We start from the raw sequence: 15,736 nt of genomic DNA on the forward strand, positions 1-15,736 counted from the left end.
ACCGGGAGGCCGAGTGCGTTATCTGATCGTTGACGACGACGAATCCATCCACCTGTACCTTCAGGTGATCCTGTCTCCCTACGGCGAGTGCGTCACCGCGCTTTCCGGAGAGGAGGCCGTGGACCGTTTCGCCGCCGCCCTGGCCGAGGGCGCGCCCTTCGACGTGGTCTTCATGGACATCCTCCTGCCCGGCATGGACGGGCACGAGGCCGCCGGGGCCATGCGCCGGGCCGAGGCGTCCTTGGGCGATGCCGCGAGCTTCAAGCTGGTCATGATCACCTGCCTGGTGGACGACACCAACGTCAATCGCGCCATGAGCGACGCCAGGGCCGAGCTGTACATCACCAAGCCCCTGGACCGGGAGTCCGTGTCCCGCCAGCTGCGCGAGCGCGGCATCCTCTGATCACCGGACAGCGAATCGAATGAAAAAGCGGCGCACCGAGTTTCGGTGCGCCGCTTTGTTTGGGTCGGTTTCCGGGCAGGGCGGTTAGACCCGTCCTTCCTCCACGCCGTGGCAGGCCACGACCGTGCCGCTTTCCAGGGTGCGCTGCTTGGGAATCTCCCGGATGCAGCGCTCGTTGGCGTGCGGACACCGGCCGTGGAATACGCAGCCGGTGGGCAGGTTGATGGGAGTGGGCACGTCGCCGGAGAGCTTGACGTGGCCTCCGGCCTTGCCGCCGAGCTTGGGGATGGCCGAGAGCAGGGCCTGGGTGTACGGGTGGCGCGGGCTGGTGAACAGCTCTTTGGCCGAGGCCAGCTCGCAGACGCAGCCCAGGTACATGACCGCCACGCGGTTGGAGATGTGCTCCACCACGCTCAGGTCGTGGCTGATGAACAGGTAGGTCAGGCCGCGCTTCTCCTGGGCATCCATGAGCAGGTTCAGGATCTGCGCCTGGATGGACACGTCCAGCGCCGCGATGGGTTCGTCGGCGGCGATGAATTCCGGGTCCAGGACCAGGGCGCGGGCGATGGAGATGCGCTGGCGCTGCCCGCCGGAGAACTCGTGCGGGTAGTTGGTGGCCCAGATAGGGTCGACGCCCACCTGGCACATGACCTCGGCCACGCGGTCGCTGACTTCGTCGGCGTTCAGGTCCGGGTTGTGGAACCGGACCGGCTCCTCCAGGATCTGGCGCACGGTCATGCGCGGGTTGAGCGATGCGTAGGGGTCCTGGAAGACCATCTGCATCTTGGTCCGGTAGGGGAGCATCTTCGCGGAGCTCAGGTTGTCGATGCGCGCGCCGCGGTAGTGGATTTCGCCCTTGTTGGTCCGGTACAGGCCCAGGACCGTGCGGGCCAGGGTGGACTTGCCGCAGCCGGACTCGCCGACCACGCTCAGGGTCTCGCCCGCGTGCACGTCCAGGGTGACGTTGTTCACCGCCTTGACCACGGTCTTCTTGCGGGTGATCTTCCCGCCGCTCAGCCTGAGCTGGTCGATGATCGTGCCGGATATGTCGAAGTGCTTGTCGATGTCTTTGATTTCAAGGATGGCAGTCATGTTTATTCGCCTCCTTCATGCCTGAAACAGGCGACCTGCGTGCCGTTGGCAAGCTCTATGAGCTTGGGGATTTCCGTCTTGCACCGCTCGGAGCAGACCGTGCAGCGGGGCTGGAAGGGGCATCCCTTGGGCATGTCCTTGAGGGACGGCATCATGCCGGGAATCTGGTTCAGCCTGCGTTCGCCCCCGGCCATCTGCGGCAGGGCCTGGATCAGGCCCTGGGTGTACGGGTGCTGCGGGTTGGAGATGATCTGATCGGCCGCGCCCAGCTCCACCACCTTGCCCGCGTACAGGACCGCGATGCGCTGGGTGACCTCGGAGACCACGGCCAGGTCGTGGGTGATCAGGATCAGCCCCATGTTCTCCTTTTCGCAGAGCTCCAGGAGCAGGTCCATGATCTCGGCCTGGATGGTCACGTCGAGCGCGGTGGTGGGCTCGTCGGCGATGATCAGCTTGGGGCTGGTCAGCAGCGAGATGGCGATGACGATGCGCTGGCGCATGCCGCCGGAGAACTCGTGGGGATACTGCTTGAGGCGTTTCTCCGGGGAGGGGATGTAGACCTTGCGCAGCTTGTCCAGACAGATGGCTTCGGCCTCGCTGTCCGAGACGTTCATGTGGGCCAGGATGGTTTCCTTCATCTGGGTGCCGATGGTCAGCACCGGGTTCAGGGTCATCATCGGGTCCTGGAAGATCATGGAGATGTCGTTGCCCCGGATGTGGCGCATCTGGTCCGCGTTGAGCTTGGTCAGGTCGCGGCCGTCGAACAGGATCTCGCCGCCGGTGATCTTGCCGGGCTTGGAGATGAGGTTGATGAGGGAGAAGCCGAGCACGGACTTGCCCGCGCCGGACTCGCCGACAATGCCGAGGCGTTCGCCCTTGTTGATCACCAGGCTGACGTCGCGCACGGCCCGGACCCTGCCGGAACGCAGCTCGAAGTCAACGCGCAGGTTTTTGATGTCTATGAGTTTTTCCACGCCTTACCCCTTGTAGAGTTTGGGGTTGAGGAAGTCCCGGACCCAGTCGCCCAGGAGGTTGATGACCAGGATCAGAGAGACCAGCAGGATGCCGGGGAAGATGGTGATCCACCAGGAGCCGGAGAAGATGTACTCGAATCCGGCGGTGATCAGGGACCCCAGCGAGGGCTTGGTCACGGGCATGCCCAGTCCCAGGAAGGAGAGGGCCGCCTCGCTCATGATCGCGTTGGCCACCTGCACGGTGGAGATGACCAGGACGGGCGAGAGGGTGTTGGGCAGGATGTGCCGCCACATGATCCGGGCCTTGGACAGCCCGATGACGCGCGCGGCCTCCACGTATTCCTTCTTGCGTTCGGCCAGCACCGAGGCGCGTACGGTGCGGGCGTATTGCGGCCATTCGGCCAGGCCGATGATGACGATGATCAGCGGCACGGCGACCTTGTCGTATCCGGCCACTCCGAAGGCGGTCTGGATGATGGCGCCGATGAAGATGGCCACCATGTAGGTGGAGAAGGAGAGCTGCACGTCGGCGATGCGCATCAGGATGTTGTCCAGCCGCTTGATGTAGCCGGAGAGCAGCCCGACCACGATGCCGATGAAGGCCTGGAGGCAGACCGCGCCGATGCCGATGAGGATCGACACGCGCATGCCGTAGAGCATGGTCGAGAGCATGTCGCGGCCCTGGGCGTCGGTGCCGAGCAGGAAGTCGGAATTGCCGCCCTGTTCCCATACCGGCGGGATCTGGGCGTCCATGACGTTGATGGTCGTCGAGTTGTACGGGTCGTGCGGCGCGATGATCGGCGCGGCGAAGGCGCACAGGAAGAGCACGGCCAGCACGGCGAAACAGGTCACCGCCATGGGGTCGCGCAGGAAGCTGTAGAGCATGTAGGATTCTTTGAAGCGTTGCCAGCGGGTTTTCATGCTATTGCCTCCCTGCGACGCGCACGGTCGGGTTGACGAGGCCGTAGATGATGTCCACCAGCGTGTTCACCAGCACGAAGACGATGCCCACGAAGACGAGGTAGGCGACCATCAGCGAGGTGTCGGAGCGCTCCACCGACTCGATGAACATGGAGCCCATGCCCTGCCACTGGAAGACCGTCTCGGTCAGGATGGTGAAGGCCACCATGATGCCGAGCTGGACGCCGCCCACAGTGATGACCGGGAGCAGGGTGTTCTTGAAGGCGTGGACCAGCCACACGCGCCGCGGCTTGAGTCCCTTGGCCCAGGCGAACTTGACGTATTCGCTCTCCAGGACTTCCATCATCTCGGAGCGGATGAGGCGGATGAACAGCGGGAGCATGATGGAGGAGAGGGCGATGGAGGGCATGATCAGGTGCTTGATGCCGTCCAGGGTCACCAGGCCGCTGTCCCACCAGCCGAAGAGCAGCACGGTCTCGCCCCGGCCGTAGGAGGGCAACCAGTGGAGCTCCACGGAAAAGATGTAGATGAGCAGGATGGCCGTGAGGAAGACCGGCATGGACACGCCCACGATGGAGCCGCCCATGATGAACCGCGAGAGCAGGCTCTTCGGCTTGATGGCCGAGTAGATGCCGAGCGGAATGGACAGGACCACGATGATCATGGCCGCGCAGAAGACCAGTTCCAGGGTGGCCGGAGCCTTCTTGACGATGACCTCGGTGGCCGGCTTCTTGAAGAAATAGCTCTGGCCCAGGTCGCCGTGCAGGGCGTCGCGCAGGAACCGGGCGTACTGGATGGGGAACGGGTCGTTCAGGCCGAGCCGGTCGCGGATTTCGGACCGTTCGGCCGCCGTGACCCGTTGGCCCACGAGGTCGCGGATCGGGTCTCCGAAATTGTGCTTGATGGCGAATCCGATGAAACTGATGACCAGCATGACCACCACGGCTTGCAGGATTCGTTTGACGGTGAATGCAAACATGTTGACTCGTTGACGTTTATGTTAGCCGGCCACGGGATTGTGTGCCGGTGTCAGGCTCGGGGCGAGACTCCGCCCGTTTCGGACCGCAACTTGTATAAAGGGGAACCCAGGCCAGGCCGGGGTTCCCCTTTAGTGTTATTTCAGTGTGAATGCAAGCCGCGCGGGCGCTACTTGATCACCAAGTCGCCGAAGTACGGGAAGTTCATGACGTTCACGATGGCTTCGGTGTTCATGTTGGACTTGGAGGCCCAGGACAGGTTCTGCCAGTGCAGCGGGATGTAGCCGGCTTCGTCGTACTGGATCTGCTCGACTTCCTGCAGATCGGCGGCGCGCTTGGCCGGGTCGGTCTCGGTCTGGGCGGCCAGGGTCAGTTCGTCGACCTTGGCGTTGCAGTAGTTGCCGGAGTTGTACTGGCCGTAGCCGGTCTCGGCATTGCGGCACATGGACAGGAACTCGTAGAAGTTGCCGGAGTCCTCGGTGTCGGAGTGCCAGCCGATCATCTGGATGTCGGCGGCCATGGCGTCGAACTGATCCCAGTACTGCGCCTTGGGCATGGTCTTCAGGGAGATCTTGATGCCGATCTTGGACATCATGGAGACAAAGGCCTCGGAGATCTTCTCGTCGTTCACGTAGCGGTTGTTGGGGGCGATCATGGTCGCCTCGAAACCGTCGGGGTAGCCGGACTCGGCCATCAGCGCCTTGGCCTTTTCGAGGTCATAGCGCGGGGTCAGGGTTTCCTTGTGGCCGGCGTAGCCCTTGGGGGACATCTGGCCGGCGGCGGTGGCGAAACCGTTCATGATCTTCTCGACCACGCCCTGGTTGTCGTAGGCGTAGGCCATGGCCAGGCGGACCTTGGCGTCGGCGAAGGCCGGGTTACGCTTCTGGTTCAGCTGGAAGGTGATGATGCGGGAGCCGGACATGGTCACGAGAGACAGGCCCTCGGTGGACTTGATGCGGTCCAGATCCTGCGGAGGAACGGGCATCACGAAGTCCACGTCGCCGGACATCAGCGCGGCGGTGCGGGTGGCGTCGTTCTTGATCGGGGAGAGGACGATCTCCTCGACGTTGCCGGTGTCCTTGTTCCAGTAGTCGGCGAAGCGGGTGAAGACGGTCTTCACGCCCTGCTCGCGGCTGGTGACCACGAAGGGACCGGTGCCGGACTCGTTCTCGTTGGCGAAGGAGTAGTCGGTCTTGATGATCAGGTCCTTCTCCTTACCCTTGTCGTCGGTGCCGGTGTAGAACTTCTTGTCCATGGGGAACACGTAGGTGGCCATGTTGAGCACCAGGCCGTAAGGCTTCTTGGTGACCAGGTCCACGGTGTTGGCGTCCACGACCACGGCGCCGACGAACGGCTCGAAGAGGCCCTTGAAGTCGTCGGACTTCTTCAGGCGGTCCAGGGTGAAGGCCACGTCTTCGGCGGTGAAGTCGTTGCCGGAATGGAACTTGACGCCCTTGCGCAGATGGAAGCGCATGGTCAGGTCGTCGATGCGCTCCCAGCTTTCGGCCAGGCGCGGCACGAAATTCATGTCCTTGTCATAGCGGACAAGGGGATCGAAAACCATGTGGGCGTACTGGAGCATGCCGCCGGAAAGCTGGACGTGGGGGTCCAGGGAGACCGGGTCGGCGTCCATGGCGAGCTTGAGGGTGACTTTGGAAGGGGCAGCGGGTTCGGCTTTCTCGGCTGCCTCTTTCTTCTCCTCGCCACCGCAACCGACCAGCAGAAGGGCGGCTACGAGCAGAGTGAGAGCGAGCAGGGAGAGTTTGCCGGCGGCTTTGAACGTCGACATTTTCATAATGGTTCCTCCATGGATTTAACAAGTTGCGCCAAACACAGGCGCGTTCCATACCTCTCATGCACCCGGTGGGGTGCGGCGTCCGACAAAATCACTCCCCTCGGGGGTTGCGTCAATCCCCGGCGGAGGCTTAGATTCATCGGACGAAAGCGAAACATTCATACACTCTTCGCCCGGTTTTAACAATAGAGTAATGCGATTGGTGAAGAGGTGCGGAGGACGAATCTTGTTCAGAAAAGTCGGCATTTTTGCCATTTGCGCGGTTTTTGTTCTGGCACTGAGTGGGTGTGCCGGTTCTTCTTCTGTTGACGGCGGTCTGGAGCCTGTTGAAACGCTTGTTTTGGACAACGAATACGCGTCAGCCCTGAACGTCGAGGAGAACGAAGTTTTCGCGTTGGACGTGATCCGCCCGTTGGCCAAGGGATACCGCATTTCGGGCGCGTTCTTCGACCCGTCCATCCTGCGCATGGAGCGCTACCTGGAATATGACGACGACGGCGAGGCCAGGGCGCGCTACCTGTTCACCGGCCTGACGGGCGGCGCGTGCGACGTGCTCGTGCGCATGGTCCCCGCGGGCGGGGGCGAGATGGTGGTCTACCGCCAGGTGACCGTGTCCGTGGGGCCGCCCAAGGGGTGGTTCGACTAGGCCCCGGTGCCGTCTCCGGCCTCGAATGCCTGGCCGGTCTTGGTCAGGGAGAAATCGAGCAGCCCGGCGTCGCCCATGACCTCGGTACACAGGGCCAGCGGGCTCATGTACTGCTCCCGCCAGTCCAGGGTCAGGGCGATCCCTTCTCCGGTCTCGGCCATGGCCTTGACCATGGGCCGGATGTCCACCTGCTTGGGCTTGCCCTTCTTGGTGGTCTTCTCGATCAAATGTTCGCTCGAAGCCATGAATTCGCGCCATTGCTCCGCGCGGCGCTCATGGTCGCCGGCGAAGCGCAGCTCGAAGGTTTCCTCCACGGATTGGGACTGCTTGCGGCCCATGGACAGCGGCTCGGCCTTGTACGGGGCCAACCCCTTGGGCATGCTGCGTCCCAGCCGCTCGACGACCTCGGCGGGGCGGAAGTATTCGCGCAGGAAGACGTTGATCCACTCGCACCGGCTCTCCACGCCCACGGGCAGGGCCTTGCCGAAGGAGAGCCTCGGCATGGGGTGGAACCCGGCGGAGAAGGTCATGGGCAGCCCGGCCCTGCGGAAGGCGCGCTCGAACACGGCCTGCAACTCCAGCTGGCTGAGGAAGGCGGCCGGGCCGGTCTTCTCGAACCAGATGCGGTAGTGGACCGCCTTGCCGGTCAGGTCCGGGGTCTCCACGGAGTAGGGGGGCTGTTCGGCCTCCTGGTCGCGCTGCGGAAAGACCAGCCTGGGTCGGAGGTCCTTGTCCCCGGCCTGTCCGGCCAGGGTGGAGACCTTGCCGTCGAACTGACACACGCCGCAGTTGCGGCACGCCCCGTAGCGGCAGTCCTCGGTGATCTTGCCCGTCAGTGCGCGCTCGCGCTCCTTGAGCAGGAACCGCTTGGTCAGGCCGCTGGACAGATGGTCCCACGGCAGCGGCCCGTCCGGGTCGCGCGGGCCGATGTACTCGTCCCAGTTCAGCCCGGCCTCCTCCATGGCCTCGCGGTATGGCGCAAGCCGCAGGTGGTCCTTCCAGCTGGAGAAGAGCGCGCCTTTGCGGTAGGCGAGCTCCACCACCTCGGCCAACCGGCGGTCGCCGCGCGAGAACACGCCTTCGAGGGAGGTCATTTCCGGCTCGTGGTACTTGATGGAAATGCGCTTGTGCGGGCGGAAGATGTCGCGCAGGTAGGCGATGCGCCGGTAGATCTCGTCCAGGGGAATCTGCGGCTCCCACTGGAACGGGGTGTGCGGCTTGGGCACGAAGGGCGAGACCGCCGCCGTGACCTGGAGCCGCTTGATGTGCCGCCCGGCCGCGTCGCGCACCTTGAGACAGAGGTCCAGGATGGCGTCCAGGTCCTCGTCGGTCTCGGTGGGCAACCCGATCATGAAATAGAGCTTCACCCCCTGCCAGCCGTTTTCGAAGAGCAGCCGGACGTGGTCCAGCAGCCCGGCCTCGTCCACGCCCTTGTTGATCACGTCGCGCATGCGCTGGCTGCCCGCTTCCGGGGCCAGGGTCGCGCCCGTGCGGCGGATGGACGAGATGCGCTCCATGATTGGGGAGGACAGGGAGCCGACCCGCAGGGAGGGCAGAGAGATGGCGATCTGTTCCGAGGCGCACTTGTCGAAGCTGCGGGTGAACAGGGTGTCCAGGCCGGAGAAGTCGCCGGTGGACAGGGAGAGCATGGAGGTCTCCTCGTAGCCGGTCTCGGCCAGCCCGTCGGTCAGGATGGCGTGCAGCCCGTCCAGCGACCGCTCGCGCACCGGTCGGTAGATCATGCCCGCCTGGCAGAACCGGCAGCCTCGGGTGCAGCCGCGCGCGATCTCCATGGTCAGCCGGTCGTGGATTGCGCCGAAGGGGATGACCTGCCCCTTGGGGAAGGCGGCCCGGTCGAGGTCGTCCACCACCGCCTTCTCCACGGACTCGTAGCCCGCGAGCAGCGGCTTCAGCGGCTTGCCCGGTCCCTGGTCCTCGAAGAAGGACGGGACGTACAGGCCGGGGATATCGGTCAGGGACCGGAGCAGTTCGGCGCGGGACAGCCCGTCGGCCTTGGCCCGCTCCACCGCGCCGAGCAGCGCGGGCATGGCCTCCTCGCCGTCGCCGAGGACCATGGCGTCGAAGAACGGGGCCACGGGCTCGGCGTTGAAGGCCGCGCCGCCGCCCGCCACGATCAGCGGGTGGGACTCGTCCCGGTCCGCGCTTCGCAGGGGCAGTCCGGCCAGGTCGAGCATGTAGAGAATATTGGTGTAGCAGAGCTCGTGGGTCAGGCTGAACCCGATGACGTCCATCTCCGCCAGCGGCGTGTCGGACTCCAGGGTGGCCAGGGGGACGGCGTGCTCGCGCAGGATGGCGGCCGCCTCCTCGTCCGGGGTGAAGACCCGCTCGGCCCAGAATTGCGGGTGGGCGTTGAGGCATTCGGACAAGATCTTCTGGCCGAGATAGGACATGCCCACCTCGTACATGTCCGGGAAAGCCAGGGCGCAGCGTACCGTGACGGTCTTCGGGTCCTTGAACACGGCGCCCCATTCGCTGCCGATGTAGCGGGAGGGGCGGGGGAGGATGGGCAGCAGTTCTTTCATTTGTCGGGGGAGTCCTGTGAACGTGAAAAACGGGGTCGGCTCCAGTGAACCGGCCCCGTCCGGGATAGCAGGTTTCGTGCCGGTGGGCTAGCCGAGATCAAGGCCTCCGCCGCCGCCCATGCCGCCGCCCATGGCGCCGGAGAGGTCCAGGCCGCCGGAGGACAGGGAGATGTTGGTCTTGGCCTCGATGTATTTGTTCTTCAGCTCTTCGGGGCAGTTCTTGTATTCGAAGAGGACGTGTTTCATGGAAATTTTGCCGTGCATTTCCTGGTCGAAGGGATATCCGTACGGCAGCAGGATCATCTGGGTGCCCTGCTGGGTGGGCATGACCTGGAGAATGGCGGGTTCCTCGATGAAGTCGTCGGCGATGTTGCCGACCACCATCTCGCCCCCGATCAGTTTGACCAGGCGAATGTCGTAGCTCATGTGGGTGACTCCTTGGTTTGTTGTGGACCATTAGGTAGGCATCGCGTCCCCGGCTGTCAAGCGGCGTGAACGCGGGCCGGTTTCGCGCTGCGGTCGGCCGGCGCAAAAAATGGGGGGGCGGAACCGGTCCCGGCCGGTCCCGCCCCCGGGTCACGTGGAGAGGAAGGAGTCTTGGGTTTAGGCCTTTTCAGGACCGTGGAGGATGGCCATGACCTCCATGGTGTCCGGCGGGATGGCCGCTTCGCCGCGCGAGGCGTACTCCATCTTGGAGACGATGTAGATGGCGGCGAAGGACAGGATCATGACGAACCCGCCGGGGTTGTTGTATTGCAGGAAGTGGGGGAGCATGGACTTGCCGAGGATCATGGCGAAGGAGCCGACGATGCCGACCACCAGCCCGGCGCAGGCGCCCTTTTCGGTCATCTTCGGCCACCACACGCCCATGACCAGGACGGGGAAGAAGGTGGAGGCGGCGATGGCGAAGGCCAGTCCCACGAGGATGGCGATCTGCATGGACTCGGCCCAGAACCCGAGGGGAATCCCGAGCAGGCCGACGCCGATGGAGGCCACGCGGGCCACGGTCACGCGGGACCGTTCGGGCATGTTCGGGTTGAACACGTTGACCACCAGGTCGTGGCCGATGGCCCCGGCGCAGGCGATGATCAACCCGGCCACGGTGGACAGGATGGCCGCGAAGGCCCCGGCGACCACGATGCCGAGCAGGATCTGCCCGCCGAAGTACGATCCGGCCACGGGCACGGCCAGGTTCTTGCCGTTGTCGGCCAGCCACTGCATCAGGTGCGGGGAGACGCCGAGCGCTTCGCCCTGCAGGAAGACGTAGCGGATGACGTGGCCCACGTACGGGCTCAGGATGTAGAACATGCCGATCAGGAAAAGCACGTAGATGACGGTCCTGCGGGCGGCCTTGCCGTCCGGGGCGGTGTAGAAGCGCACCAGGATGTGCGGCAGGCCGGCGGTGCCGAACATGAGCGCCAGGAGCAGGGACAGGGTGTCCTTGAGGCTGGTCAGCCAGTAGGCCGGGCTGGTGTAGGCCGCGCCGTCGAACTCCTTGCCGGAGATGGGAACGGTCCCCTTGAATTCGGACAGGAACTTGACCACGTCGGTGTAGGTGTACCCCTTTATGATGAAGGGGATGAAGGCCAGCAGGAACATGGCGCCGAACAGGATCCAGAACTGGACCAGCTGGTTGACGGTGGTGGCCTTCATGCCGCCCACGGTGACGTAGAAGGTGATGATGCAGGCGATGATGATGATGGACGTGGAGTACTCCAGGTTCAGGAGCAGCCCCATGACCTTGCCCGCGCCGAGCATCTGCGGGGCCATGTAGAACAGCGAGATGAAGAGCACGCCGACCACGCCGAGGACCCGCGCGCCGCTTGGAGTGGAACCGCTCGGACACGAAGTCGGGCACGGTGTAGCGCCCGAACTTGCGCAGGGGCGAGGCCAGGAACAGGAGCAGGGCGATGTAGCCCACGAAGAAGCCCAGGGCGTAGATGATGCCGTCGAAGCCGAACAGGAAGGCCACGCCCGCCACGCCGAGGAACGAGGCGGCGGAGAGGTAGTCCGAGGAGATGGCCGAGGCGTTGATGAAGGAATTGACCTTGCGCCCGGCCAGGTAATAGTCCGCCGAAGTTTTCTGACTTCGGAACATGAAGGTGGTGACCACGGTGAAGGCCAGCATGCAGCCGATGAGCAGCAGGGCCGTGACCGGTATCTGGTATCCGAGTTCCATCTTATTCTCCTTCGACCGCTTCGGCGATCTCGTCTTCTATGGTATTGGCCTTGTTCACGTACCAGATGAACAGTCCCCAGGTGATGGGGTAGATGGCGATGGCCACCAGCCAGTAGTGCAGGGGGAATCCCAGGATGCTGACCTTGGATACCGCCGCCCCCGCCAGATAGACGAGCAGGAAGGTGCCGATGACGAAGGCGAAATAGGGAATGCCGACGCCCAGGGCGAATTTGAGTTGCCGTTTACGAATCCTTTCGATCTGATCCATTGTTACCCCCGTTACGGTTTGAAAGTTTGCCGTTGGACCCCTTTTAACGTAGTGAAAATGAAGGGTGCATGCGTTTTCAGGTAAGCGGTCAAACTCCTGCGGTCGCGGGAACCCCTCCCGTCGGCCGCGCGGCGAACGGGCGTATTCATCCGGTCAACGGTCAACTTTTCGGTCACGGAGCGGGTGTTTGGGCATGGATTTCGACGACAGACCGTCCATGAACGGCGAAAAGTGGGTTCCGAGCGGGCTTTCGGACGAATTGCTCGTCATGGCCCGCGAGGGTCGGCTGGCGGGCATCCGGCGCACCCGGCTGGAGCTGGTCCGGGACTGGCTGGACCGGGGCGCGTCCGCCGAAGAGACCTGCAAGCGTCTGACCCTGCTCAACCGGGACGTGGTCCGGGCGGTGCTGGAGGCCCACGCCCTGGAATACCCCTGGCTCCGGGAGTGTACCTTCCTGGAGTTCGGCTCCGGCGGGCGCGGGGAACACGTCCCCGGCTCCGACCAGGACAACGGGCTGCTCATTCCGGTCCCGGTGGACCCCGACGAGGTGGACGACTGCACCCAGTCCATCGTCCTCGCCCTGGACGGCTCGGGCCTGGCCCTGTGCGAGGGCGGGGTCATGGTCTCCAACCCGGAGTGGCGCGGCGATTTCGACACCTGGCTGGAGCGGCTGACCAGCTGGCTCGCCAACCCCGCGGAAAAGGGACCCTGGCAGTCCGGCCTGATTCTCGACTTCAAGGCCCTGTTCGGGGCCGAGGACGAGGTCCGGCGCATGCGCGAGCGGCTGTGGGAGTATGTGCGCACCAAGCCCATCGCCCTGTCCCTGCTCATCCGCGAGCTGACCGACTACCGGTTGCCGCTGACTTTTTTCGGCGCGTTCGTGACCGAGCGCGAGGGGCGCTGGCAGGGGTTCCTGAACATCAAGAACAGCGTGCTGGCGCATCTGACCAACAGCGCGCGCATCCTCTCCCTGAAACACGACGTGCACCCGGCCAACACCTGCGAGCGCATCCGCGCCCTGGCCGAGAAGGGGCACGTCTCCGACCGGCACGGCCAGGCCCTGCTGGACGGCTGGGAATACCTCCAGCGCAAGCGGCTGGAGATCGGCCTGGCCTGCGACCGGGAGGGGATTCCCCCGCACAATTACGTCAACCCGGCGGCCCTGGACAACGGTGAGCGGCAAGCCCTCAAGGATGCCATCCACGCCGTGGAGAAGCTCGTCCGGCTGGTCCAGGCGGGCACCGGCCTCTGATTCGGCTCCCTTTTTGCAATACCATGCTGTCCCGCCGTTTTTTCGACGGGGGCTGCCTTCATGTATAAGGAATAAGGATCGTGAACGTCCTGATCATCAACCTGACCCGCTTCGGCGACCTGATCCAGACCCAGCCCGTGATCACCGGCTTTCGCAGCCGGGGCGCGCGCGTGGGGCTGGCCTGCCTGTCCAACTTCGCCTCGGCGGCCACGCTGCTGGACGGGGTGGACCGCGTCTTCCCGCTGAACGGGGCTGGGCTGCTCGCCGCGCTGGACGGCGACTGGCGGCTGGCCGTGCGCGACGTCGCGGCCTACCGGCAGGAGATTTTTGCGGCGTTCACGCCGGACCTGACCGTGAACCTGACCCCGTCCGTGGCCTCGCGGCTGTTGGCCTTCGACCTCACCCCGGCCTCCGGCCGGACCGCGGGGTTCTCCGTGGACGAGTTCGGCTTCAACGCCGACACCTCCTCCTGGGCCGCGTTCCTCCAGATGGCGGGGGCCAACCGGGGTGCCAGCCCGTTCAACGTCTGCGACCTGTTCCGCCGGGCCGCCGGGCTGGACCGGGAGGGCAACTCCCTGGCCCTGGCCGCGCCAGCCCCCGAGGCGCAGGCCCAGGCGACAGAGCTGCTGCCGGACTGCGATCACGGGTACGCCGCCCTGCAACTGGGGGCGAGCGAGGACCGGCGGCGCTGGCCGGTCGCCCACTTCATCGAGACCGCGCGCAGGCTTCACGAGCGATACGGCCTGACCCCGGTGCTGTTGGGGACAAAGGGCGAGCGCGCGCTGGGCGAGCGGTTCGCGGCGGGCGCGGACTTCCCCCACCTGAATCTCATGGGCGCCACCTCCCTGACCGGGCTGGCCGGCGTCCTGACCCGCTGCCGCCTGCTGCTGACCAACGACACCGGGACCATGCACCTGGCCGCCGGGTTGGGCGTGCCGCTGTGCGCGGTCTTCCTGGCCACGGCACAGCCCTGGGACACCGGGCCGTACCGGGCGGGCAACATCTGCCTGGAACCGGACATGGACTGCCATCCCTGCGAGTTCGGCAGGGAGTGCCCCAACCATGAGGCGTGCCGCGAGGCGGTCACCCCGGAGGCCATGTTCCGCTGCGCAGCGTCCCTGCTGGACGGGACCGACCCCGATCCCGCGCCCGGCGCGAGGCTGTGGCGTACCCGCACCGCGCCGGACGGGTTCATGGAGCTGGCCCCGCTCTCCGGCCACGATGCAACGGACCGGGCCGCCTGGATCGCGGTCCAGCGTGAGCACTTCCGGTCCTTCCTCGACTCGGTTCCGGGCAACGGCCCCACCGGGACGGGCGCCAAGCTCGGCCCGGCCATGCGTGAGCGGCTGTCCAAAACTTTGACGACCGCGCGGGACATGCTTTTCCTGCTGCGACAGCAGGGCATGCTCCTGGCGACCAACCCGCGTCCCCAGGCCAAGACCAAGTTCCTGGCCTCCTGGCAGCGGTTCCAAAATATCCTTTCTTCGGATAATAGCTTGAAAGTTATTGCATTATTGTGGATGTTCGAGAGCCAACGGAACGGCGAGGACCTGGCCTCTTTGCTGGGCGTGGCCGAGCGCCACGGAGCGCTTCTGGACGCGCTCCTGGCTGAAGTTGCCGTATCGGCATGAATTTTGAAAGTCCCGGGGAACACCGGTTCAATCGGCAAATTTTATCCACTCGCGGAGGAGATCAAATGATCATCATAGACGGAAAACAGTACGACATCGGCGCCCAGAACTTCGAAAACCTGGAGCAGGTCTTCAACAAGGTGGTCGAGGACGGGCATCTTGAGGACCGCATCGTGACCGACGTCATGGTCAACAACGAGCCGTTCACCGAAATTTATCCCCACCAGGCCGAGGACATCGAGATGGCCGAGGTGGAGTCCGTGGAGATCACCACCATGGCCACCGACGACATGGCCGTGGAGATCACCCTGGAGCTGTACAAGGTCGTGAACATCATGAGCGAGGGCGGCAAGCGCGTGGCGGCCCTGTTCCGCCAGGCCGACGACGCCGAAGCCCTGGAGACCTACCAGGACCTCATCGACGTCATGCGCAACTTCCTGAACATGATCGGCATCCTGCGCGACGAGTACTCCCTCAAGGACAACGAGGCGTACCTGGAGAGCGCCGAGGAGTTCAACGACATGTTCACCGAGATGAGCACAGTGCTGGAGAACGAGGACTGGATCCTGCTGGCCGACACTGCTCGAATACGAATTCCTGCCCGCGGTGGAGAAATGGAAAAAGGTCATCAAGTTCCTTCGCGACGACATCCGCAAGAACAAGAAGTAGATATGTCGGAGCGCAGCAGGATGCTGGACGAAGCCATGTCCATCGGCCGCCGGGAACTCGATTCCCTGGTGGCGGGGGATGTGTACGAGGCCGAGAAGTTCGCCCGGACCAGGGAGCAGATCCTGGACGAGGTGGTGTTCGGCCTGTCCAGGGAGAACCTTGCGTTGCTGGCCGACAAGCTTGTGGAGATGAAATCTCTGCACGACAAGATTACCGGTGAAGCGAGGAGGCTCAGGGAGACCCTGGGCAACGACCTCAAGAGCATGAAGAAACAGAACCGCCGCATCGCGGGCTACAGCTTCGGCGCGGGCAACGTGCCCCGGCTGGCCAAGGAGCGGTTCGTGAACAAGAAAGGCTGATCTTCCGGCCGACGAGTATCCAGCCCC

14 protein-coding genes and 2 pseudogenes are annotated in these 15,736 nt (G+C 64.4%); 6 read left to right on the forward strand and 10 right to left on the reverse strand.

Going from position 1 to position 15,736, the window contains the following annotated elements:
- Nucleotides 1-13 precede the first annotated feature (13 nt).
- Nucleotides 14-403, forward strand: a complete 390-nt coding sequence (locus AWY79_RS10180; protein WP_066803202.1) for a response regulator — start codon at nt 14-16, stop codon at nt 401-403.
- Between the two features lie 84 nt (nt 404-487).
- On the opposite strand, the gene AWY79_RS10185 is transcribed toward AWY79_RS10180, so the two are convergent.
- The 5 genes from AWY79_RS10185 to AWY79_RS10205 form a co-directional block, all read right to left on the reverse strand.
- Nucleotides 488-1,495 carry an ABC transporter ATP-binding protein gene (locus tag AWY79_RS10185; RefSeq protein ID WP_066803204.1) on the reverse strand — a complete coding sequence of 336 codons (1,008 nt, stop codon included), beginning with the start codon at nt 1,493-1,495 and terminating at the stop codon, nt 488-490.
- Nucleotides 1,496-1,497: 2 nt separating this feature from the next.
- Complete coding sequence (locus AWY79_RS10190) at nt 1,498-2,469, reverse strand: ABC transporter ATP-binding protein (protein WP_066803206.1); 972 nt, start codon at nt 2,467-2,469, stop codon at nt 1,498-1,500.
- Between the two features lie 3 nt (nt 2,470-2,472).
- Nucleotides 2,473-3,390, reverse strand: a complete 918-nt coding sequence (locus AWY79_RS10195; RefSeq protein ID WP_066803209.1) for an ABC transporter permease — start codon at nt 3,388-3,390, stop codon at nt 2,473-2,475.
- 1 nt (nt 3,391) lies between these two features.
- Nucleotides 3,392-4,369, reverse strand: a complete 978-nt coding sequence (locus AWY79_RS10200; protein WP_066803212.1) for an ABC transporter permease — start codon at nt 4,367-4,369, stop codon at nt 3,392-3,394.
- A gap of 167 nt (nt 4,370-4,536) precedes the next feature.
- Complete coding sequence (locus AWY79_RS10205) at nt 4,537-6,162, reverse strand: ABC transporter substrate-binding protein (protein WP_066803215.1); 1,626 nt, start codon at nt 6,160-6,162, stop codon at nt 4,537-4,539.
- Between the two features lie 340 nt (nt 6,163-6,502).
- Between AWY79_RS10205 and AWY79_RS10210 the strand changes: the two genes are divergently transcribed.
- The gene (locus AWY79_RS10210; RefSeq protein ID WP_066803218.1) at nt 6,503-6,808 is read left to right on the forward strand and encodes a hypothetical protein; all 306 of its coding nucleotides are present in this window, start codon (nt 6,503-6,505) and stop codon (nt 6,806-6,808) included.
- Here the strand turns inward: AWY79_RS10210 and AWY79_RS10215 are convergent.
- From AWY79_RS10215 to AWY79_RS10230, 5 genes and pseudogenes are all read right to left on the reverse strand, one after another.
- Nucleotides 6,805-9,351, reverse strand: coding sequence for a TIGR03960 family B12-binding radical SAM protein (locus AWY79_RS10215; protein ID WP_066803220.1), 2,547 nt, complete (start codon nt 9,349-9,351; stop codon nt 6,805-6,807). The two genes, AWY79_RS10210 and AWY79_RS10215, sit on opposite strands and share 4 nt — an antisense overlap.
- An 87-nt stretch (nt 9,352-9,438) precedes the next feature.
- Entirely contained in the window at nt 9,439-9,777 is a 339-nt protein-coding gene (locus tag AWY79_RS10220; RefSeq protein ID WP_066803224.1) for a hypothetical protein, read from the reverse strand.
- Nucleotides 9,778-9,954: 177 nt separating this feature from the next.
- A complete protein-coding gene (locus tag AWY79_RS10225; protein ID WP_250636887.1) occupies nt 9,955-11,154 on the reverse strand; it encodes a sodium/solute symporter in 1,200 nt (399 codons plus the stop codon).
- A 76-nt stretch (nt 11,155-11,230) separates the two neighbouring features.
- Nucleotides 11,231-11,530: pseudogene (locus AWY79_RS19510) on the reverse strand (sodium:solute symporter family transporter); the annotation flags it as partial.
- Nucleotide 11,531: 1 nt separating this feature from the next.
- Nucleotides 11,532-11,798 carry a sodium/substrate symporter small subunit gene (locus tag AWY79_RS10230; protein WP_066803227.1) on the reverse strand — a complete coding sequence of 89 codons (267 nt, stop codon included), beginning with the start codon at nt 11,796-11,798 and terminating at the stop codon, nt 11,532-11,534.
- A 193-nt stretch (nt 11,799-11,991) separates the two neighbouring features.
- On the opposite strand from AWY79_RS10230, the gene AWY79_RS10235 reads away from it, so the two are divergent.
- From AWY79_RS10235 to AWY79_RS10250, 4 genes and pseudogenes are all read left to right on the forward strand, one after another.
- The gene (locus tag AWY79_RS10235; protein WP_066807172.1) at nt 11,992-13,050 is read left to right on the forward strand and encodes a putative nucleotidyltransferase substrate binding domain-containing protein; all 1,059 of its coding nucleotides are present in this window, start codon (nt 11,992-11,994) and stop codon (nt 13,048-13,050) included.
- Between the two features lie 80 nt (nt 13,051-13,130).
- Entirely contained in the window at nt 13,131-14,681 is a 1,551-nt protein-coding gene (locus tag AWY79_RS10240) for a glycosyltransferase family 9 protein (RefSeq protein ID WP_066803230.1), read from the forward strand.
- Nucleotides 14,682-14,746: 65 nt separating this feature from the next.
- Nucleotides 14,747-15,350, forward strand: a pseudogene (locus AWY79_RS10245) (DUF8043 domain-containing protein).
- Nucleotides 15,351-15,352: 2 nt separating this feature from the next.
- Complete coding sequence (locus tag AWY79_RS10250; RefSeq protein ID WP_066803233.1) at nt 15,353-15,709, forward strand: hypothetical protein; 357 nt, start codon at nt 15,353-15,355, stop codon at nt 15,707-15,709.
- The last annotated feature ends 27 nt before the right edge of the window (nt 15,710-15,736 follow it).

The organism is Pseudodesulfovibrio indicus (assembly GCF_001563225.1).
GTDB lineage: Bacteria > Desulfobacterota > Desulfovibrionia > Desulfovibrionales > Desulfovibrionaceae > Pseudodesulfovibrio > Pseudodesulfovibrio indicus.